Consider the following 19,263-nt stretch of genomic DNA (forward strand, 5'->3'; position numbering starts at 1 on the left):
TGGCCACACGGTTCCCAGACCCCGGGCCGGTCGCTCCAGCCCCCGGCGGCACCTGATGGCCCGCGGCTCTGGAGCGTCAATGATCGGAAACATTCGTCATCCCGGACCCGCAGTGCGGGCCGGCGCGGACCCCGCGTCGGAGAGTCTCGCCCGGGCCAGCGATTCCACGCTGATCGAGCTGATCTCGCGCGGTCACGAGGCCGCGTTCGTCGCGCTGTTCGACCGGACCTCACCGATGGCCCGGGCCGAGTTGGGGAACCTGCCCGACAACGTACAACCCGGCCAGATCCTCGCGGCCAGCTACGTCGAGGTGTGGTGGCTGGCCGGCTGCCATCGCGCGCCGGAGGCCGACGCCACGATCTGGATCACCGGGATTGTCCGGCGGCGCGTCGGCGAGGCACTGCGATCGATGCGACCGGGCCGGGACCCGCTCTTGACGGGCCCGCGACCCAGTTACTCCGAACTGGAGTTCGCGGCCCTGCTCCGACGGCCGGTCGGCGACCGGCCGGGGGCCTGACCGCGCGGGCGGGCACACCACGACGGGGAGAGGTCAGCGACCGCTCAGGTCGGGCAGGTTCGGCAGGCCGGTGACGATGCTTTCGGCAACCTGGCTGAGCCGGTAATTGTTCTGGCGCGCGAAGTCACGGATCAGGGTGAAGGCGTCGTCCGGGCTCACCCCGCGGGCCTGGGCAACGATGCCTTTCGCCTGTTCGATGACGATGCGACTGTTGAGAGCGCCCTGCAGCTGGCTGGTCAGCACCTCGCCGTGGTGAATGGCGCGCTCCTGCAGGAGGCCGATGACGGCCACGTCGGCCAGCGACTGCACGATGCTGGCATCCGCCTCGTCCAGCTCGTTGGCGCGGCCGAACACGCCCATCGCACCGATGACTTCCTTGCGCAGGCGGAGCGGGAAGGCATGCACTGATTCGAAGCCGGCCTGGGCAGCACGCGGTGCGAACGCGGGCCACTTCTCTGCGGCCGCGGTCAGGTTCACGTTGGTCACTGGCTGAGCCGTTCGGAAGGCGTCGAGGCACGGCCCGTCCCCGTACTGGAGCTGAAACAATTCCATGAGGCGGGCACTCTCGTCGGAGGCAGCCATGAAGGTCAGCCGGCCGCGTTCGTCCGCGAGCATCAACCCGGCCTCCCCGGTGCCGAACAGGCCGGCCACCCGCCGGGTGAGCATCTGCAGGAACTCCACGACGTCGAAGTCGTCGACGAGCGTGTCGGCGACATCGACGAACAGCGTCGCGAGCCGTTCGGCGGAAACAGTGGTCACTGCGGCCTACCGCCCTTCCCGTACAACCGGACGACGGCGGTCACGACTGGCCGCTATCGAACGCAACCCTACGTGCCACCACGTCGCGCGCCACGTCGCCCAAGGCCCTGTCCTCGGCATACGCATACGCACGGAGCCGGGCCAGCGCATCCACCAACGAGATACCCAACTGCACCGCCACCATTCCTTGTGCCTGGAACAGCTCCGCCCGCTGCCCCACCACCTCGTCGTCCAAGCCGTCGGCGGCGGCCCCGGGCGCCGCCCGGGCCTGACCGTCGAGCAGCGTCGTCACCGCTATGTCGGCGAAGGTCAACGCTTCCCGGAACTCATCGTCGGTCAAGGACCCCGTTCTGGCGCGGAAGACATCGAGGGCCCCCAGCCGCGCCGAGCCGATCTGCAGCGGGAACGCGAACACGGCCCGTACCCCTCGGCCGTGCAGCGCCGGCGCGTACCCCGGCCACCGGACCATCGCCCCGTCCGAGAGATCAGGTACGAGAACAGGCTGCCGACCGGCGAACGCATCCAGGCACGGCCCCTCGCCCAGCGAGAACTGCAGCTCCTCGAGCAGTTCGTAGGCCGGCTCGGACACCGCGGCCACACCCCGCATCCCGCCGCCGGCCAGCACACTCACCCCGGCGCCGGAGGCGGACAGAGCTCGTTCGGCCGCGCTGCACAACCGGCGCAGAATCCCCGCGACGCCCTGGCGGTCACCGGGCCGGGCCGGCTCGTCCGCCACCAAGCCTGTCACCCGGGCGAGGAACTCATCCACGATGGTCATCGGCGGGCCGGCCGCGCCTGATCAGCGCAGCGGCCGGATGTGAGCTGCCGGTCATGGCCGCACCCCTTCCTGTCTGCGGGAACCGCCGAGGACCAGGGCAGCATCATTTCCTATTGTCAACCTCACAGTACGCCGAAACGGTGTCCACGTCGCAGCCGGGTGACCCGGGTCTGTTCAGGCAGGTCGGTCGCCCGTTCCCCCCGCCGTGGGGGTGGCGGTGAGCTGGACGCCGCCGGGGCGGACGGGGCCGGTGGTGTCGCGGATGCTGTCGTGGGCGGCTTGGGCGACGGCTTGTGGGGTGATGCCGAATTCGTGGTAAAGGCGTTGGTAGTCGGCGGAGGCGCCGAAGTGTTCGAGGCTGACGATGCGTCCGGCGTCGCCTACGATGTCGCGCCAGCCTTGGCCGATGCCGGCTTCGACGCTGACCCGGGCTCGTACGTCCGGTGGTAGGACTTCGTCGCGGTAGGTGGCTGGTTGCTGGGCGAACCATTCGCGGCACGGCATGGAGATCACCCGGGCGGTGATGCCGTCGTCGGCGAGCAGTTCGCGGGCGTCGAGTGCGATCTGTACTTCGGAGCCGGTGCCGATGAGCAGCACGTCCGCGGCGGTGTCGGGTCCGGCCACGACGTAGCCACCACGGGCGGCGCCGGCGGCGGGGGCGTACGCGTGTGGGCCGCGCTCGAGCACCGGCACGTTCTGCCGGGTGAGGACCAGGCCGGCGGGCCGGTCGGTGTGTTCGAGGATGGTGCGCCAGCAGATCGCCGTCTCGTTGGCGTCGCCGGGCCGCACGACGTCGAGGCCGGGGATGGCACGCAGCGCGGCGAGGTGTTCGATGGGCTGGTGAGTGGGGCCGTCTTCGCCGAGGCCGATGGAGTCGTGGGTCCACACGAAGGTGGCCGGCAGTTGCATGAGTGCGGCGAGTCGGACAGCGGGTCGCATGTAGTCGCTGAAGACCAGGAAGGTGCCGCCGTAGGGGCGGGTGAGGCTCTGCAGGGCGATGCCGTTGAGGATGGCGCCCATGGCGTGTTCGCGGATGCCGAAGTGCAGGGTCCGGCCGTACGGTCCGCCGGTCCATTCGCGGGTCTGCCGGGCGGACGGGATGAAGGAGGCTTCGCCGGTCATGGTGGTGTTGTTGCTCTCGGCCAGGTCGGCTGATCCGCCCCAGAGCTCGGGGAGGACCGGCGCGAGGGCGGCCAGAACCACCCCGGACGCCTTGCGGGTGGCCATACCCTTGGCGTCCGGAACGAACGTGGGCAGCGCGTCCGTCCAGCCGTCGGGCAACTGCCGTTTCTGCAGGCGGTCCAGCAGCGCGGCCCGGTCCGGGTGAGCGCTGCGCCAGGCCTCGAAACCCGGCAACCACTCCCGGTGTGCGCGGCCTCCGCGTTCGACGACCCTTCGGGTGTGCGCCAGGACGTCCTCGTCGACGGCGAACGTGACCTCCGGGTCGAATCCGAGCACCCGTTTGGTCGCCGCGACCTCGTACGCGCCGAGGGCGGACCCGTGGGCCTGGCCGGTGTTCCGCTTGGTCGGAGCGGGCCAGCCGATGATCGTCCGCAGCGCGATCAGCGACGGCCGGCCGGTCTCGGCCTTCGCCGCCTCGATCGCCGCCCGGAGCGCGTCGATGTCCTCGACGTACATGCCGGTCCGTTTCCAGTCGACGGTCTGGACGTGCCAGCCGTAGGCGGCGTAGCGAGCCGGGACGTCCTCGCTGAACGAGATGCCGGTGTCGTCCTCGATGGAGATGTGGTTGTCGTCGTGGAAGACGATGAGATTGCCGAGTTGCTGATGGCCGGCCAGGGAACTCGCCTCGGCGGTGAGGCCCTCCATGAGGTCGCCGTCGGAGGCGATCACGTACACGCGGTGGTCGAACGGGCTGCCTCCGGGTGCGGCGTCCGGGTCGAGCAGGCCGCGTTCGCGGCGTGCGGCCATGGCCATGCCGACCGCGCCGGCCAGGCCCTGACCGAGAGGCCCGGTGGTGATCTCGACGCCGCGGGTGTGGCGGTACTCGGGGTGGCCCGGTGTTGCCGAACCCCAGGTGCGCAGGGCGCGCAGGTCGTCGAGCTCGAGCCCGTATCCGCTGAGGTACAGCTGGGAGTAGAGGGTGAGGCTGGTGTGTCCGGCCGACAGCACGAAGCGGTCGCGCCCGAGCCACTGGTCGTCGTTCGGGTCGTGACGCATGACGTCCTGGAAGAGCAGGTACGCCAGCGGCGCCAGGCTCATCGCGGTGCCCGGATGGCCGTTGCCGGTTTCCTGCACGGCGTCGGCGGCCAGCAGCCGGGCGGTGTCCACGGCCTGGACGTCGAGCTCGGTCCAGCCGGTGGCGTCCGCGATCGGGGCCGTCACCTGCCGGGGGAGCGGGGGCGGGGAAGAGCTGAGCGGGGTCATGCCGATCTCCTCAGTGCTGCGGTGGTGCCCGCGGGCCGGGTGGGAGACGTGTGCGGACCGACATTGACGCCTGTCAGCAGCGTGCCCGGGGCGAGGATCGGTAAACCCGCGAGCCGTCGCCGGTTCCTGGACGACACGACCAGGATGCGACGTGCTCCCCTCCCGGATGAGAGACTCGAAGGGTGAATCGATCAGGACAGCCGGCTGCCGAGTGCGTCCGCGCCTAGGGTGGCCGCTCGGTCGCCGGTCGCACCGCCGGCGCGGGGCGCCGCAACCGCCGGCGCCGGCCACCGACCTGTTCCCGGCCCTGCTCGAGGACGATCTGGCCGACCTCTACGACGAAGCCCCCTGCGGCTTCGTCTCCACGCTGCCGGACGGCACGATCGCGAAGATCAACACCACCCTGCTCGTCTGGACCGGGTTGGCCCGAGCGGACCTGATCGGCCGGCGGCGCTTCGCCGACCTGCTCGCGCCCGGCAGCCGCATCCTGTTCGAGACCCGCTACGCACCCCTGCTGCGGCTGCAGGGCGAGGCCAAGGGCGTCGCCCTCGAGCTGCGTACCGGTGACGACACCTCGCTACCGGTTCTGATCACTTCGACCGTCAAGCCGGGGCACAACGGCGCCCCGCTGCTGATCCGGACGACTGTCTTCGACGCGCGCGAGCGACGCGCCTACGAGAACCAGCTCCTGCAGGCCCGGCAGGCAGCCGACCAGGAGCGGGACCGGCTGCGCCTGCTCGTCGCCGGTTTGCAGCGCAGCCTGTTGCCGGTGACGCTGGCGGTTCCGCCCGGCATGACGACGGCCTCGCACTACCACATGGCCTCGGCCGACGAGGTCGGCGGCGACTTCTACGACCTCTTCCCGCTGTCCGGTGACCGGTGGGGCTTTTTCCTCGGCGACGTCCGTGGGAAGGGGGTGGTGGCCGCCGCGGTGACCGCCGCCGCCAGGTACACGTTGCGGGCGGCTGCCGTCTACGACTCCGAGCCGATCGCTGTGCTGCGCAATCTCAACACCGTCCTCTACCAGGACTACGCCGCGCCCGGACACCGGCACTGCACCGTCATCTTCGGGATCCTGGAGCGGAGCGACGGCGGCTACACCGCCACCGTGGCCTCTGGCGGCCACCCACCGGCCCTCGTCGCGCGGGCTGACGGTTCGGTCGCCTACCAGCCCACCGACGGTGGCACGCTGGTCGGCATCCTGGCCGAGCCGCGTCTGGTCGCCCGGACGATCCCGCTGGGGCCGGGCGACACCCTGATCCTCTACAGCGACGGGCTGACCGAGGCGCGCACCGGGACCGGCGCGCGGTACGGCGACGAGACGCTGCGGGAGTTCGTGGCGGAGCAGGCGCCGACCAGCGCCCCGACGGTCGTCGAGGCGCTCGCCGGCCTGCTCACCACGTTCGCCGAGGTCGACGACGACGTCGCGATGATCGCTCTGACCGTGAACGCGGCCGGTCGGGACCGGTGAGCGCGGCGGGGTTCGGACCGGACCGTGTGCCGGAGACCGGCCGGGCACGCCGAACGGCGGCCCGCTGAACCAGTCGGGCCGCCTATCGCGCTGCGCAACGTGCCAATCCCGGGTGCCGCGGACACACCCCGCTCCGGCCGCCGACGCGGTATTGCGGATAAAGCATGGAAGATCGGGTCCCACGGATCGGAAGCGAGGTGACGATCGGCTGGCTGTTCAAGGCGCGCTCGACGCTGCCACTGCATGTGTCCTGCGTCACATTTGAAACAGAACGGTCGCGTCAGTTCGTGGAGACACTGAAATCGGCGGCGACGTGAGGATGACCAGCATGCGCGACGAGTTTCAGAAGATCGAGTGGGCCGAGCCGCCAATGGGTGATCTCGTGAGCGACGCAGTCTCCCAGGGCCGCCGGATGCGGACCGCCCGGCGACTCCGGGTGAGCGGCGCCGGCTTGGCCGTGCTCGTCGTGGCCGGTCTGGCGGCCACCTTCGTCGTCCGCAGCGCCGCAGCGCCGGCCCCCGCGGCAGTCGTCGCGGCGGCCCCGGCTCCGAGCGTGAGCAGCGCCGCTCCGGCGACCGGGAGTCCTCGGGTCAAGGGCACCCCTGCCGGCCTCCTGAAACTGTTGGTGGACAACCTGCCGGATGGCAAGACCAGCCAGTACGCCGGTGTCGTCGAGGGCGGCGACGTGTCGGTCCAGACCTTCCTCGACCGGGGCCAGGGGCCGGGGATGATCCGGCTGCACGTGATGACCCGCACCATGTCCGAGCTCACCGGCGAGAGGTCTGCGCTCAGAGGCACCTGGATCCCGTTGGGTAACGGCGCCGAGTACCAGACGATAAGCGTTCCGGGCAATTGCGTTCAGCAGACCATCGTGTACGTCCGGCACGCTGACGACACGCTTCTGCAGTTCGACCTGTACGGATGCCCTGAGCTGGGCGGCAAGAAGATGCGGCCGGCCCTGACCGCTCGCGAGGCCGCCGAGGTGGGCGCGGACCCGCGGTGGGGTGTGAAGATCGACCCGGCCCTCAACAAGCAGGGCGCTGCCGCCTTCCCGCACCTGCCGACGGAGTTCGACAAGTGAGCAAGGCCGACGACGACTTCGTCGACTAGGCCCGCACCTCGGCCGGCCAGCTACGGCGCACCGCTTACCTGCTGTGCCGTGACTGGGATCTGGCAGCCGATCTGACCCAGACGACACTGGCCCGGATGTTCGTCCAGTGGCCGCGGATCAGCCGGCGCGACAACCCGCACGCGTACGCCCGGCAGGTGCTCTCCCGCGCCTTCTTGGACCACCACCGGGCGAAACGCTCTCAGGAGGTGGTGACAGCGCAGTTCAACGATGCACCCGCAACAGGAGAGGATTCCGATCTGCGGCTCACGCTTCTCGACGCGCTGGGCCACATACCACCGCGGGACCGGGCCATCGTGGTGCTGCGCTACTGGGAAGACCTCAGCGTCGAGTCAGTGGCGGAGATGCTCGGACTGCCGACCGGCACAGTGACCTCTCAAAGTGCCCGCGCGCTGGCTCGACTTCGTCAACTGCTCGGCCAACCGGCCGGACCGGCACCGGGGAACTCGTTGTTCGCCTGAACGCCAGGCGGGTTCGTGTCTTCATGCCGCCCCGCAGACTCGCCTGATCGATCGGCCGGTGCCGACACTGTGGGAGATCGTCGACCGGGGCGGGCGTCGGCCGCGTCGCGCAGCTCCGTCGTGATCTCGTCCGGGCGGAACGTGCCACCCCAGCCGTTGAGCTCTCCGCGCTGTCTCGTGGTGAGGGAGGCCATGCCGGAATGCAGGCGCCTTCGACCAGAAGCAGTTTGGCCGGACCCGAGTAGGTGCTCGTCATACCTGAACCGTACGGCCTCGGCGGCGGACCGGGCCGGACCGGCGGTGCTCGGCCGGACCCGGTGGCCGCGACGATCAGTGGCCGGTGGGCGGGATTTTCGACGACGTGGTGCTCTGTTCCGCGCGCTTCAGGCGTTTCGCCGTCTGCTTTTCCTTGATCGTCTTGCCTTTTTTCTTGACGTTCGTTTTGGCCGTCGAATCCTTGGACATGGTCGAACCTCCCGGAACGGGTCGGTGTGCGTGCGGCATCGTGCTGGCCTGACGGGCTGGACAGCCGCTGGTCCGGCGCGGAAATCGTGCGGCACAGTGACCCTACGCTGCTTTTCGCGGAGCGGCCGGTCCGAGAATGAACGCGTCATTTAATCGGCACGCTTTCCGGCACTCCGTCGGGTGTGAACTGGGATAGCGTTGCGATATATGGCTACCTTTCGCAGCGCCTCGACACTTGTCTCCTCCGACGGCACCCGCACCCCGGGGACGGCGGCGCTGTTCGCCGAGCCGGTCCGCAACGGCCGGGCTCAACCGTGGGCGGGCGACTTCCGGCCCGCGAACGCCAGCGGCAACGGCCCGAAGGACGCCGTCGGAAAGACTTTTGTGTTGGAGTTGCCCGACGGCAGCACCGGCAAGGTCGTGGTGCAGCAGCTCAAGAACGGCAAGGGTGGCGTCACGCTGGTGCTGATGGGCGAGGACGCGCCACCGTTCTGATCCGGCGACCCCGGGTTCGGCGCCGCTCAGCCGCCGCCGGGAGCAGTCCGGTGCTGAAAGTGGAAATCAGGACGAGTGTGGACTCGGTGCCCTGGTTGAGGTTGGGACCGTACGGTGTCAGCCCGTCATAACCATCTCCGGAGGCCGGATCCCACATCTAGCTCCTGGTCCACAAAATCGACCCGCGCCTGCTGGCCCCGGCCGGACTCTGGAGCGACACTGCACGCCTACGAGTACCGGCTGAGCGGGCCGGTCTCAGTCACGCATCCGCCGGGCGATCTCGGCCCAGACGGTCTTGCCGGCGTGGCCGGCCCAGCGGACGGGCCGGTTGCCCCATCGGTGTGCGGTCGCGGCGACGATGAGCAGCCCGCGGCCACCGGGCCGGGCCGGTGCCGGGTTCGTCACCCGCGGAGACCGCGGATCGGTATCGGTGACCTCGATGAGCACGGCGTCGTGGCGGCGGCTGAGGGTCAGTTCGCCGCCGTCGTCGGTGTGCCGGCTGACGTTCTGGACCAGTTCGGTGGTGACCAGCAGCACGTCGTCGGTCTGGTCGCGCATGTCCCAGTCGTGCAGCGCCCGCTCGGCCAGGCGCCGGGCCTGGGCCGCCGACGTGGTCGGTCCCAGCGTCATCCGGCGGTTGTCACGGGAGCCCGGCTGAAGGTCGGCGAAAGCGGCGGCCTGGGCGGCCACCGCCGGCCCGGCGGTGGTGACGGCGTTGTGCGCCGCGCCCGGGATGTCGGCGGTGGCGGTGGAGCCGGCCAGGGCGGACGCGCGGGTGATCCAGTCGGGCGAGGCGATCGAGTCGAACTGGCCCCGCAGCAGAATGACCGGCGCCGTGACGAGGGGGAGGCGGCGTTCGATGTGATGATCGACGGCGTGCCCGAGTGTCCGCAGTACGCGCCGGCCGCCGGCGTCGCGGAAGTCGGCCAGCAGCATGGGAACCTGCCGCGGATCCTCGCGGACCAGATCGAGCAGCCACCGGCGGATCTGCGCGCCCGCAGTCGGCGCGGCCGGGTCGACCGTCGGCCCGACCAGGATGAGCGAGGTGACCAGATCGGGACGCTGGATCGCGAGCTCGACGGCGACCTGACTGCCGAACGAGTTGCCCAGTACGTGCAGGCCGCTCAGGCCGGTCGCGTCCATCCACGCGGCCACGGTCTGGGCGTGCTGCTCGGCGGTCAGCACCGCCGACGGTGTGCCGGAGAGGCCGAAGCCGGGCAGGTCGGGCACGTAGACCGAGCCGGGCAGCGCGGCCGCGGTCGGCATCAGATAGCGGTGCGACACCGCCAGGCCGTGCAGGAGCAGCCATGCGGGCTGCGCTTCGCCGGACGCCACGCGCTGCCGGACATGCAGAGCCAGACCCCGTACGGTGGGCATCTCGCTGACAAAACCGTCGGCCGGCGCCGGGGCCGCGCGGGCCATCCGCCGTTCGGCCGAGCTCATGCGAGCGGGAGTGGTCATGACGTCGGCCGCCCGGGACACGGTGGCGTCACTGGCCCGGTGCTGCGCAGAGGTCGCGCCGGGAACGGATCACGGTGTGCCGGTCGGTCATGGGGTGCTCCTCGAGTTGTCGGTGTGGCGGCGAAGGAGGACTGCGGCGTCCGTGAGCAACCCGCGATGGTGGTCCGCGCCGAGCGTGCTGTTGATGGTTGCGCGCAACTCATCGAGGTCCGGCACTTCGGTGGGTTCACGACGACGGCTGACAGTGTCGGTGCAGGCATGGCGGACGTCCTCGTGGAGGCAGGAAAGGGTCGGAAACGAGCATCGCCGCCCCCGGTATGCGGGGGCGGCGACGACGGCAATCCGATCAGGAATTGTCGGGCGCGCGGGTGCAGGCCCGGCCTGCCGATGTGACGCTCAGCGCTTGAAGGCGTCCTTGATCTTCTCGCCGGCCTGCTTGACCTTCGACGACTTCTCGTCGGCCTTGCCCTCGGCCTTCAGGTCCTTGTCGTCGGTGGCCTCGCCGACGCCCTGCTTGGCCTTGCCTTCGGCTTCCTGAGCCTTGTTATCGATCTTGTCATCGAGTCCCATGATGATCCTCTCCCGCGCTCACGGTCTGGCCTTGCCGGTTGACGCGGCCCAGTCGAAGCAGCGGTTCCGCAGTGTGGGTGCCCTCGACGGACGACGCGAAACACCCGGGGCGGGCCGAAGCTGTTTGCCCCCGGGCGGCCCGGGTATCGACCGGGCACAGTGCTCGATGCCGTGGCCGCCTTGCCGGCCGCTCGCGGCGGCCGTCCGGACCCCTGCGGCCTGCTGTCCAACCGCGTTTCTGTCCGGACGCCCCGGATCCGCCCCGCTTGTCGCCGGCGGTCCGCTGCGCCTTTCTGTTGTGAAGGAGCCGAGCAATCCCCATGGTCTGGGCCGACACCGCTCGTCAACGAGCACGCGCACGACTCGCCGCCGCCCGGCGCGGGCCCGTGATCCCCCCGTTCACCGCCGCCCCGGAACTAGACGGGGGCGGCTCCCCGGTGATGCTCGTCGAGCACACCGCGACCGTCGACGACGGAATCCCACGCGGGGTGCGTACGGCGGGCGCCTGGGCCTGGCGGATCATCCTGCTGGTCGCGGTCGCCTATCTGCTGATCCGCGTCGTCAGTCTCCTGCGGGTGGTGGTGATCCCCGTGGCGGTGGCGCTGTTGCTGGCCGCCATGTTCGAGCCGGTTGCGGCCGCCCTGCGCAAGCGCGGGACGAACCGGTCGCTGGCGGCGGGGCTCGTCCTGCTCGCCGCGCTGCTCGTGGTGTTCGGCGGCCTCGCGCTGATCGTGCAGACCGTCATCGCGCAGATCGACGATCTGAGCACCCAGATCGCCGACGGCATCACCGAGGTGCAGACCTGGCTCGTGCAGGGCCCCCTGCACCTGTCGCAGACCCAGCTCAGCGACGGCCTGGACCGGCTACGCACGGCGATCACCGACAACCAGGGCGCGCTCACCACCGGCGCGCTGAGCACGGCCACCACCGTCGGCGAGCTCGTGGCCGGCTTCTTCCTGGTGCTGTTCACGCTGTTCTTCTATCTGCGCGACGGCGGCCAGATCTGGACGTTCCTGTGCCGGCTGCTGCCCCGCAGCGCCCGTATCCCGGCCGCCCGTGCCGGGCACTATTCCTGGCACACCCTGGTCTCCTACGTGCGCGCCACCGTGCTGGTGGCCCTGGTCGACGCGGTCGGCATCGGCATCGGCCTGGCCGTGCTGGGCGTCCCGCTCGCGTTGCCGCTGGCGGCCCTGGTCTTCCTGGGCGGATTCATCCCGGTGATCGGCGCCACGCTGACCGGCACCGTGGCCATCCTGGTCGCCCTGGTCACCGTCGGCCCGGTAAAGGCCCTCATCGTGCTCGGCATCGTGATCGCCGTGCAGCAGCTGGAGGGTCACGTCCTGCAGCCGGTGATCATGGGCCGGGCGGTGGCGCTGCACCCGCTGGCCGTGATCCTCTCCATCGCCACCGGCGTCCTCGTCGCCGGGATCGTCGGCGGGCTGGTCGCCGTCCCGCTGCTGGCGGTGGTCAACACCGCGGTCCGTTATCTGGTCAGCCATCCGGGCGGGGAACCCACCCCGGACCGGGAGCCGCCGGGCACCGAGCGTCCGGACACGCCGGACACCGGCACCGGTGAACCGGAGCCGGCGCTGCCGCCGGTGGCGTCGTCGGTGAACTCGGACACCGGGCCGGTGGCGCCGTCAGCCTCGGAACTCCGATGAGGTCTCGTCGCTGACCGTGTACTTCCGCAGTTGCCCGGTGCGGCGCAGGCCGTAGTAGGCGTTCAGCTCGTCCTCGTCGGCCGGCGTGAGGTCGTGGTCCGCGTCGATCTGGGGTGCGGCCGCGATCTGGGCCGGGGCGTACGGGATCTCGAGCCGGTCGCCGGCGAGGACGGCCGCGCCCACGGGCACAAAGGACTCCCCGGCACCGCCGGTGTGGATGCTGATCCACTCCGGCTCGCCGGTGCGGTCGTCGAGATAGACCTGACCGGCGGAGCCGATCCTCGTGCCGTCGGGGGTGTGGATGGCGACGCCGTTCAGGTACTGCAGGTCGGATTGAGTGATCATATTTCCTCCTGGTGGGGCCGGCGGCGGATTGCCCGGCCGGTTGGTGTTCAAACGGCTCAGGGCAGCCGGGCCGGCCGGTCGGGCAGCAGCCGTTCCTCGTGGTCGAGCTCGCGTTCCAGGACGCGCAGCCCCTCGTCGGGCAGTTGTCCGGCGTCCCGCCGGCGCAGCAGCTCCTCGCGCTGGGCGTCGATCGTCACCCGGCGGACGTGCAGAGCGGCCTCGTAGCGCGGCGAGATCGGCGCGTCGGTCGAGTCGCTGTCCCGCAGCAGGGCCAGCCGGCCCTCGTAGCGCGCGAGACGGGCGCGCAACTGGCCGCTCATGGTGTCGATCGCCTGACCGGAGATGTCGTGGTGCTCCTGCCCCCGCAGCTCGGCGAGCGCGGTGAGGGCGGCCTCGGTCGCGGCCGCGCGCGCCTCGTTGCGCAGGCGGGCCTGGTCGTTCTGGTCGGCGTGCAGGCCGAGCCGGCGTACGAGCGGCGCGAAGGTGAGGCCCTGGCCGACCAGGGTGACCAGGACGACGACGAACGCGCAGAACTGCAGCAGATCGCGGTTCGGGAAGGGCGCGCCGGTGCTGGTGATCAGCGGCAGGGTGGAGATCGCGGCCAGACTGATCACACCCCGGGTGCCCGACCAGCTCAGCGCGGTGACCTCGCGGCCGGTCAGCCGGTCGGCGCCCCGGTCGCCGCTGCCCAGCCACAGGTGCAGGGAACGGGGCAAGGACTGGGTCAGCAGCAGCCACAGCGGACGCAGCACCAGGACGACCCCGACCGTGATGCCGACCGCGGTGACGATGGTCGCCGTGTCGTACTGCGACAGACCCCGGATGACCGCGGGCAGCTGCTGACCGATCAGCAGAAAGACGAAGCCCTCGAGCAGGAAGTCGACCAGCCGCCAGACCGCGTTGGTCTGCAACCGTCCCGCGCCGGAGGCCGAACGCGGCGTGTGGTGGCCGACGATCAGGCCCGCGACGACCACCGCCAGGACGCCGGACACCTGGAACTCCTCGGCGAGCAGGTAGGCGGCGAACGGGGTGGCCAGCGAGACGGCGTTGGCCATCAGCGGATCGCCGCTCAACGGCCGCGACAGCAGACGCTTGGCCCACGCAACCAGTCCACCGGCGGCAACCCCGCCCGCCGTGACCAGCAGGAATTGGCCAAGGGCAGCCGGCGCCGAGAAGCCGCTGCCGGTGGCCGCCGCGACGGCCACGGCCAGGATGGTGAGGGCGGTCGCGTCGTTGAGCAACCCCTCGCCCTGGATCAGCGTGACGATGCGGGGCGGCAGCCCGACCTTGCGCGCGACGGCCAGCGCGGCGACCGGGTCGGGCGGTGCGACGGCCGCGCCGACCGCGATGCCGGCGGCCAGCGTGGCGCCGGTGACGAACCACGAGAACCCGACGCCGATCAGCAGCGAGGTGAGCAGGACGAGGATGACCGACAGGCTGGTGACCGTGCGCAGGTTGCGCCGGATCGCGATCAGCGACGAGTCGAGGGCGGCGCTGTACAGCAACGGCGGCAGCACGAGGGTCAGAATGACGTGCGGGTCGAGGGAGATGTTGGGGCCGGGCAGCAGCGCGTAGGCGATCCCGATGATGGGCAGCAGGGCGGCGGCGGGCAGACCGGTGCGGTTGGCGACCCAGCGCACCAGCACGACCACGGCGACGGCGGCGAGGACGAAAACCACGTACGGTTCGATGCTCACCGGGTCTGCCTTTCGTGGTCGGCGAACATGGGGCGGTTCAGCTGTTGTCCGGATTCAGTGCGTGGCAGAGCCGCCGCAACGACCGAGCGATCAGCCGGGAGACGTGCATCTGGGAGACTCCGATCTGCCGGGCGACCTCGGCCTGGCTCTGGTGGCCGTAGAAGTGACGGATCAGGATGGTCCGGTCAGGGAACGGCCCAGATTCCGTCAGCTCGTTCTGGGCGGCCATGATCAGAAGGCGCAGCTCCTGTAGTCGGCGGGGCGCCCGGACGGCCCAGGTCGACGTGGCCAGAATGTCGGACGGCGAGGCGTCGAGCGGACAAAGAACGCCGGAGGGGCCGCCAGCAGGTCCAGGCATGAGCTTCCCTCGATGCAGAAGGGTGTCGATGCCGAGGTCTGGGGCAGCGAGAGTCGTCGCAGTCTCGCGTACATCAGTGTAGCCCGGTGTGAGACAGCCATACTGACGGGCCGGTTTGCCACCCCGGCCCCCGGGTATTCGATGGGGACCGCAAATCCGCTCCGGCGATGAGCGGCGGCCGTCCAGACTCCGCGGCCTGTCATCAGGCCTTGTCTGTCACTGCGGAATCCCGTACGAGGCAGGCAAGTTTTTTCTAGGAGTCGCGCCATGAGCGCATCTGTGACGGCACGCCCCCGGACGACCGGCAGTGATTTCGCCGCGCTGAACCGCCAGATTGTCAATGCCGGTCTGCTGGAGCGGCCCCCGTTCACTACGCCGTACGAGCGAGCGTGGTGACCGCGATGCTCGCCGGCGCCTGGGCCGCTTTCGTCCTGATCGGCTCGTCCTGGTGGACCGTCGCCGTGGCGGCGCTGCTCGGGATCGTGTTCTCGCAGGTCGCCCTGCTCGCTCACGACATCGCGCACCGGCAGGTCTTCCGCACCAAGAAGCCCAGCGAGGTGGCGGGCCGGATCGCGGCCGACGTCGCCGTCGGGATGAGTTACGGCTGGTGGATGGAGAAACACACCCGCCACCACAACAACCCGAACCACGACGACCTCGACCCCGACGTGCAGCCCGAGTTGCTGATCTGGGCGACCGAGTCGGCGTGGGGCCGGCGCGGGATCAAGGGTTTCGTCAACCGGCACCAGGCCGGCCTGTTCTTTCCGCTGTTGACGTTGCTCAGCATCGACCTGCGCATCTCCAGCATCAAGGCGCTGCGGCGCCCGGGTATGAAGCGCCGCGGCCTGGAGGCGGTCCTCATGGCGATGCACCTGGTCGCCTACGTCACCGCGCTGCTGCTTGTGCTCTCCCCGCTGCAGGCGCTGGTGTTCTTCCTGGTGCATCACGCAGTCTTCGGTGTCTACCTGGGGATGACCTTCGCGCCCAACCACAAGGGCATGCCGCACCCCACCGGTCACGAGGACTACCTGCGCAAGCAGGTGCTCACCTCACGCAACGTCACGGGCGGCCGGCTGACCGACGTGGCCCTGGGCGGCCCCAACTATCAGATCGAGCATCACCTGTTCCCGGCGATGCCGACCCCGAATCTGCCCAAGGCGCAGCCCATCGTCCAGGCTTACTGCGAGCGGGCCGGGGTCCCGTACGAGGAGACCAGCCTGGTCGAGTCGTACCGGCAGGCCCTCCGGCACCTGCACGCAGTCGGAGCCCCGCTGCGCGACGCGCGCTGAGCGTACAGACCTTGCTCGGAAGTGGGTCAGTCCTGCGGGCCGTCGTTGGAGGGGGATACGGTCCGGCCCGCAGGACTGACCTTTCTGTTCCCGGCTGGACGACTGGGTGGTCCAGCTGCCGCAACGAACTGGAGGTCGCGGCTCTGCTCGGGCGTCCGGTCAGCGGCCACCCAGGTCGGGCAGGTTCGGCAACCCGGTGACGATCGTGTCGGCCACCTCGCTGAGCCGGCGGTTGTTGCGGCGGGAGAAGTCACGGATCAACCCGAACGCGGCGTCCGGCGTCACGCCCCGGGACTGAGCCACGATCCCCTTGGCCTGCTCGATGACGACGCGGCTGTTCAACGCGCCCTGGAGCTGGCCGGTGAGTACTTCACCGCGGCGGATGGCGCGTTCCTGCAACAGACCGATCACGGCCACGTCGGCCAGGGACTGCACGATGTGCGAGTCCGCCTCATCCAGTTCGGTGCTGCTGCCGAACACGCCCATCGCCCCGATCACCTGCTTGCGCAGCCGCAGCGGGAACGCGTGGACCGACCGGAAGCCGGCCAGGGCGGCGCGCGGAGCGAACTCGGGCCACTTCTCCCCGGCCTCGGCCAGGTTCACATTGGTCACCGGTTGAGCCGTGCGGAAGGCGTCGAGGCAGGGGCCGTCGTTGTACTGAAGCTGGAACAACTCCATGAGCCGGGCGCTCTCGTCGGAGGCGGCCATGAAGGTCAACCGGTCGCGGTGGTCGGCCAGCATCAACCCGGCCTCGCCGGTGTCGAACAGACCGGCCACCCGGTGCGTGAGCATCTGCAGGAATTCGACCACGTCGAACTCGTCGACGAGCGTGTCGGCGACATTGACGAACAACGTCGCCAGCCGCTCGGCGGAAACAGTGGTCACAGCGTCTACCGCCCTTCTGCGGTGCGGTGCCGGCGGTGGTCATGACCGACCGCCGTCGAACAAGACCCTACGCGCCACGACATCGCTTGCCACGTCCCCAGGGGCCTGTCCCGGCCGGGCCGTCTCGACCGGGACAGTCTGCGCGGTGAGGGTCACTCGTCCGCCGCCCGGATAGCCGGGGCCGGTCGCGGGCCCGAAGTCCGGCCGGCAGACACAAAGACGGAACAGGAGGGCAGTGAACGCGGAAGGTGCTACCACCAGCATCATTGGGCATAGAGGTCTCTCAATGGAGAGGTCTTCGATGCCGAAGTCTGGGGCAGCGAACTCAGTCGGAGTCTCGCGTGCCTCAGCGAATACCCGTCAGGGCGTTTCCGCGCATCGAGCGGGATACCACTGTTCAACTGCCGGGCCGGGGGCGATGGGCGGGGATGAATGACCGGACGGTCAGCCGGAAGCAACCGCTCTGGACGGCCGGCCCGCAGAACGTCCCGGACTTCTGGGTCCGGGACATCCGTTCCCCGAACGGAGGATCAGGTGGTTTCGGCCACCGCAACCCCGTAGCGTTTGTGGCTCGGCTCATCGAACGAGCATGTCGCTCCGGACCCTGTCCGCGTTCGCCGCGTTGTTCGATCGGACTTCCGGCGCCGTCCGCGCCGAGTTGGCAAACTCTGCGGCGTCTCAGTTCCCCCGGGTTGAGCGAGGAGAGCCGGAACGGTACCGCCGAGGCCGGGCCGGCTCACCGGCTTCCGTGCGTCCATGGGGTCCAGCCGATGTCCCGGTGAGGCCGCCGGAAAGCGAACTCCACACCTCAGGCTTGGCCCGCGGATCGGCGACCCTCCTCACGGGCGAGCTCCAGCATCCGGGTCATCCGGCGGCGGCGCAGGCGGACCGCCGTGCGCAGGGCCAGCGCCAGTGCGACGACCGCAGCCGTCAGGATGAGCTGCGCCCACGGCAGCGCCCAGGTGGTCACCGTGACGGTCGTCGGGGCGGCGACGGTGCTGGTTTCTGTGGTGCCGAGGATCGACGGGGTCAGCGTGAGCGTGGTCCGCAGCCGGCCCACTGCCCACACTCCGCCGATCCGGACGTCTGTCATGTGATTGCTGCCGGGCAGCAGCTGTCCCCCGCTGACGTTCCGGCCTCGGACGTGCGCGCCGAACAGTTCGGCGACCTCGGCCCGGCCGCGGGCCTCGACTCGGACGTTGCCGGTGTTGGCCGCCGCGTACCGCACATGGATCGTGCCGGAGCGCAGCGGATTCCAGGAGCGCTCGTAGCGGACCCTGACTTGATCAGCCGACAGGGCCGGGCGGAGCTCGCCGCCGGCACGCAGCAGCACCCGGAACCCGACGCGACTCTCCACTTGCACCGTGCCCGCGCCGCTGGCGATCGACGCGGCGATGCCCGCCGGGTGGTCGCCCGGGGTGGCGTTTCGCGGCACGGTGATGGTGAACGGCACCACCTTCGTCTCGTTCGCCGCGACGGGCACCGTTTTCTGCACGGCGATCCAGGTCCCGCCGTCTGTGGACGGCTGGTCCGAGGCGAGCATGTTGAAGCGGCCCTTGTCCGTGAGGTACCCGTCGGCTGCAGTGAGGGCGAAGACCGCGGCTGTGTTGCTGAGGTTGCGCACCGCCAGGTGTTCGGTGACCACCGCACCCGGTTCCAGGTCGCGCTCGATCCAGCGACGGCCGTCCGGGCCACCGGCGCCGGCCGGCTGGACCGTCCAGGTGAGCGTGGCCCGGGCCGGCTCAGCGGTCGCCGCGTCCGGGGTGAGGGGAATGGCGAGGGCCGCGACGAGGAGCGCGGTGAGCGCTCGGCGCGGGAGGTGGACAGTCAAGGCGGAGTCCTTCGACAACGGAGGCCGGCGGGGGCCGTCGTGGCCCCCGCCGGATCGGATCACTCGAACAGGGAGATCGTCAGGGTCCCTCGGTACGAGCCGGCGGCCACGTCCGCCGGGGTTCGCAGGTACAGGTCGGCGTTCACGGTGTACGAGTCGCCGGCGACCTCGGCCGAGTCGTACGTGGAGACCAGGAGTTCCTGGTCGGTCAGGCCGACGTTGTTACCGGGCTGGGTCGGGTCATCGATCACCGTCACGACCTCTTCACCCTCGGTGACCTGGCCGCTGTTGCCTCCGTCGATCAGGCGCGGCTTCCAGCCGAGGTGACCGGCGCTGATCGGGGACTGCCCGGCGGCACCGGTGAAAGAGCTCGAACTGCCCAGTACGGCCCAGTTCGCGCCGGCCGGCACCTCGTCCGCGGTGCGCGTGTCGGTGACGGTCACCGTCGGCAGGGTCCCGGTGAACTGCCGGACGAGGAGGTCCGAGCCGTTCTCCCGCAGGGTGACCGCGTTGCCGGCGATGCTGAGCGCGAGCACGCCCGGCTCCTCGATCTCAGGAATGTCGACGGTCAGCTCGACGTCGGTCGAGTCGCCGGGCTCGGCCTGGACAGCCGACGGGAAGGCGGCCGCGACGACGGTGACCGCCCCGACGACTATGGGGCGCAAGCGGTTGCGTGCGTTCATGTGTACTCCAGAAAGGGCATGTT

18 protein-coding genes and 2 pseudogenes are annotated in these 19,263 nt (G+C 70.3%); 8 read left to right on the forward strand and 12 right to left on the reverse strand.

What is annotated here, in order from left to right:
• Nucleotides 1–79 precede the first annotated feature (79 nt).
• A complete protein-coding gene (locus tag M1L60_RS13315) occupies nucleotides 80–517 on the forward strand; it encodes a hypothetical protein (protein ID WP_253237698.1) in 438 nt (145 codons plus the stop codon).
• A gap of 33 nt (nucleotides 518–550) precedes the next feature.
• Here the strand turns inward: M1L60_RS13315 and M1L60_RS13320 are convergent, their stop codons facing one another.
• The 3 genes from M1L60_RS13320 to tkt form a co-directional block, all read right to left on the reverse strand.
• Nucleotides 551–1,276 carry a GAF and ANTAR domain-containing protein gene (locus M1L60_RS13320; RefSeq protein WP_253237699.1) on the reverse strand — a complete coding sequence of 242 codons (726 nt, stop codon included), beginning with the start codon at nucleotides 1,274–1,276 and terminating at the stop codon, nucleotides 551–553.
• 40 nt (nucleotides 1,277–1,316) lie between these two features.
• Nucleotides 1,317–2,054 (reverse strand): GAF and ANTAR domain-containing protein, encoded by a 738-nt coding sequence (locus M1L60_RS13325; RefSeq protein ID WP_253237700.1) that lies wholly within the window; start codon nucleotides 2,052–2,054, stop codon nucleotides 1,317–1,319.
• Between the two features lie 174 nt (nucleotides 2,055–2,228).
• Nucleotides 2,229–4,439, reverse strand: coding sequence for a transketolase (gene tkt, locus M1L60_RS13330; RefSeq protein ID WP_253237701.1), 2,211 nt, complete (start codon nucleotides 4,437–4,439; stop codon nucleotides 2,229–2,231).
• Between the two features lie 211 nt (nucleotides 4,440–4,650).
• On the opposite strand from tkt, the gene M1L60_RS47780 reads away from it, so the two are divergent.
• From M1L60_RS47780 to M1L60_RS13350, 4 genes and pseudogenes are all read left to right on the forward strand, one after another.
• Entirely contained in the window at nucleotides 4,651–5,910 is a 1,260-nt protein-coding gene (locus M1L60_RS47780) for a PP2C family protein-serine/threonine phosphatase (protein WP_253237702.1), read from the forward strand.
• Between the two features lie 164 nt (nucleotides 5,911–6,074).
• Complete coding sequence (locus M1L60_RS13340; protein ID WP_253237703.1) at nucleotides 6,075–6,227, forward strand: hypothetical protein; 153 nt, start codon at nucleotides 6,075–6,077, stop codon at nucleotides 6,225–6,227.
• An 11-nt stretch (nucleotides 6,228–6,238) separates the two neighbouring features.
• Nucleotides 6,239–6,991, forward strand: coding sequence for a hypothetical protein (locus M1L60_RS13345; RefSeq protein WP_253237704.1), 753 nt, complete (start codon nucleotides 6,239–6,241; stop codon nucleotides 6,989–6,991).
• Nucleotides 6,992–7,038: 47 nt separating this feature from the next.
• Nucleotides 7,039–7,500, forward strand: a pseudogene (locus M1L60_RS13350) (SigE family RNA polymerase sigma factor); the annotation flags it as partial.
• Between the two features lie 330 nt (nucleotides 7,501–7,830).
• Here M1L60_RS13350 and M1L60_RS46935 read toward each other — a convergent pair.
• Nucleotides 7,831–7,965: a hypothetical protein gene (locus M1L60_RS46935; protein WP_256516418.1), complete on the reverse strand. Its 135-nt coding sequence runs from the start codon at nucleotides 7,963–7,965 to the stop codon at nucleotides 7,831–7,833.
• Nucleotides 7,966–8,172: 207 nt separating this feature from the next.
• Here M1L60_RS46935 and M1L60_RS13355 point away from each other — a divergent pair, with 207 nt between their 5' ends.
• Nucleotides 8,173–8,460 (forward strand): hypothetical protein, encoded by a 288-nt coding sequence (locus tag M1L60_RS13355; protein WP_253237705.1) that lies wholly within the window; start codon nucleotides 8,173–8,175, stop codon nucleotides 8,458–8,460.
• Between the two features lie 255 nt (nucleotides 8,461–8,715).
• Here M1L60_RS13355 and M1L60_RS47565 read toward each other — a convergent pair whose 3' ends face one another.
• On the reverse strand, nucleotides 8,716–9,921 hold the full coding sequence (locus M1L60_RS47565; protein ID WP_274622878.1) for an alpha/beta fold hydrolase: 1,206 nt from the start codon (nucleotides 9,919–9,921) through the stop codon (nucleotides 8,716–8,718).
• Nucleotides 9,922–10,317: 396 nt separating this feature from the next.
• Nucleotides 10,318–10,491, reverse strand: a complete 174-nt coding sequence (locus M1L60_RS13365) for a CsbD family protein (RefSeq protein ID WP_253237706.1) — start codon at nucleotides 10,489–10,491, stop codon at nucleotides 10,318–10,320.
• A 386-nt stretch (nucleotides 10,492–10,877) separates the two neighbouring features.
• Between M1L60_RS13365 and M1L60_RS13370 the strand changes: the two genes are divergently transcribed.
• Nucleotides 10,878–12,152: an AI-2E family transporter gene (locus tag M1L60_RS13370; RefSeq protein ID WP_253237707.1), complete on the forward strand. Its 1,275-nt coding sequence runs from the start codon at nucleotides 10,878–10,880 to the stop codon at nucleotides 12,150–12,152.
• Here the strand turns inward: M1L60_RS13370 and M1L60_RS13375 are convergent.
• Genes M1L60_RS13375 through M1L60_RS13385 form a run of 3 tightly spaced genes read right to left on the reverse strand, consistent with a single transcriptional unit; the run spans nucleotide 12,132 to nucleotide 14,552 of the window.
• Complete coding sequence (locus M1L60_RS13375; protein ID WP_253237708.1) at nucleotides 12,132–12,497, reverse strand: PRC-barrel domain-containing protein; 366 nt, start codon at nucleotides 12,495–12,497, stop codon at nucleotides 12,132–12,134. The genes M1L60_RS13370 and M1L60_RS13375 overlap by 21 nt on opposite strands.
• Nucleotides 12,498–12,553: 56 nt before the next feature.
• Nucleotides 12,554–14,194 (reverse strand): Na+/H+ antiporter, encoded by a 1,641-nt coding sequence (locus M1L60_RS13380; RefSeq protein WP_253237709.1) that lies wholly within the window; start codon nucleotides 14,192–14,194, stop codon nucleotides 12,554–12,556.
• Between the two features lie 37 nt (nucleotides 14,195–14,231).
• Nucleotides 14,232–14,552, reverse strand: a complete 321-nt coding sequence (locus tag M1L60_RS13385; RefSeq protein WP_253237710.1) for a sigma factor-like helix-turn-helix DNA-binding protein — start codon at nucleotides 14,550–14,552, stop codon at nucleotides 14,232–14,234.
• 267 nt (nucleotides 14,553–14,819) lie between these two features.
• Between M1L60_RS13385 and M1L60_RS13390 the strand changes: the two are divergent.
• Nucleotides 14,820–15,841: pseudogene (locus M1L60_RS13390) on the forward strand (fatty acid desaturase family protein).
• A 159-nt stretch (nucleotides 15,842–16,000) separates the two neighbouring features.
• On the opposite strand, the gene M1L60_RS13395 reads toward M1L60_RS13390, so the two are convergent.
• The 3 genes from M1L60_RS13395 to M1L60_RS13405 form a co-directional block, all read right to left on the reverse strand.
• On the reverse strand, nucleotides 16,001–16,726 hold the full coding sequence (locus tag M1L60_RS13395; RefSeq protein ID WP_253237711.1) for a GAF and ANTAR domain-containing protein: 726 nt from the start codon (nucleotides 16,724–16,726) through the stop codon (nucleotides 16,001–16,003).
• Between the two features lie 808 nt (nucleotides 16,727–17,534).
• Nucleotides 17,535–18,557 carry a DUF916 domain-containing protein gene (locus tag M1L60_RS13400; protein WP_253237712.1) on the reverse strand — a complete coding sequence of 341 codons (1,023 nt, stop codon included), beginning with the start codon at nucleotides 18,555–18,557 and terminating at the stop codon, nucleotides 17,535–17,537.
• Nucleotides 18,558–18,616: 59 nt separating this feature from the next.
• The gene (locus M1L60_RS13405) at nucleotides 18,617–19,240 is read right to left on the reverse strand and encodes a hypothetical protein (RefSeq protein WP_253237713.1); all 624 of its coding nucleotides are present in this window, start codon (nucleotides 19,238–19,240) and stop codon (nucleotides 18,617–18,619) included.
• Between the last annotated feature and the right edge of the window lie 23 nt (nucleotides 19,241–19,263).

It is taken from the genome of Paractinoplanes aksuensis (assembly GCF_024137025.1).
GTDB lineage: Bacteria > Actinomycetota > Actinomycetes > Mycobacteriales > Micromonosporaceae > Actinoplanes > Actinoplanes aksuensis.

Excerpts from the sequence above, each read along its gene's own strand:
- M1L60_RS13385 (WP_253237710.1), bottom strand. The coding sequence starts at position 14,552 with ATGCCTGGACCTGCTGGCGGCCCCTCCGGCGTTCTTTGTCCGCTCGAC.
- tkt (WP_253237701.1), bottom strand. The coding sequence starts at position 4,439 with ATGACCCCGCTCAGCTCTTCCCCGCCCCCGCTCCCCCGGCAGGTGACG.
- M1L60_RS13345 (WP_253237704.1), top strand. The coding sequence starts at position 6,239 with ATGCGCGACGAGTTTCAGAAGATCGAGTGGGCCGAGCCGCCAATGGGT.
- M1L60_RS13315 (WP_253237698.1), top strand. The coding sequence starts at position 80 with ATGATCGGAAACATTCGTCATCCCGGACCCGCAGTGCGGGCCGGCGCG.
- M1L60_RS13355 (WP_253237705.1), top strand. The coding sequence starts at position 8,173 with ATGGCTACCTTTCGCAGCGCCTCGACACTTGTCTCCTCCGACGGCACC.
- M1L60_RS13325 (WP_253237700.1), bottom strand. The coding sequence starts at position 2,054 with ATGACCATCGTGGATGAGTTCCTCGCCCGGGTGACAGGCTTGGTGGCG.
- M1L60_RS13405 (WP_253237713.1), bottom strand. The coding sequence starts at position 19,240 with ATGAACGCACGCAACCGCTTGCGCCCCATAGTCGTCGGGGCGGTCACC.
- M1L60_RS13340 (WP_253237703.1), top strand. The coding sequence starts at position 6,075 with ATGGAAGATCGGGTCCCACGGATCGGAAGCGAGGTGACGATCGGCTGG.
- M1L60_RS13375 (WP_253237708.1), bottom strand. The coding sequence starts at position 12,497 with ATGATCACTCAATCCGACCTGCAGTACCTGAACGGCGTCGCCATCCAC.
- M1L60_RS47565 (WP_274622878.1), bottom strand. The coding sequence starts at position 9,921 with ATGACCACTCCCGCTCGCATGAGCTCGGCCGAACGGCGGATGGCCCGC.
- M1L60_RS13365 (WP_253237706.1), bottom strand. The coding sequence starts at position 10,491 with ATGGGACTCGATGACAAGATCGATAACAAGGCTCAGGAAGCCGAAGGC.
- M1L60_RS46935 (WP_256516418.1), bottom strand. The coding sequence starts at position 7,965 with ATGTCCAAGGATTCGACGGCCAAAACGAACGTCAAGAAAAAAGGCAAG.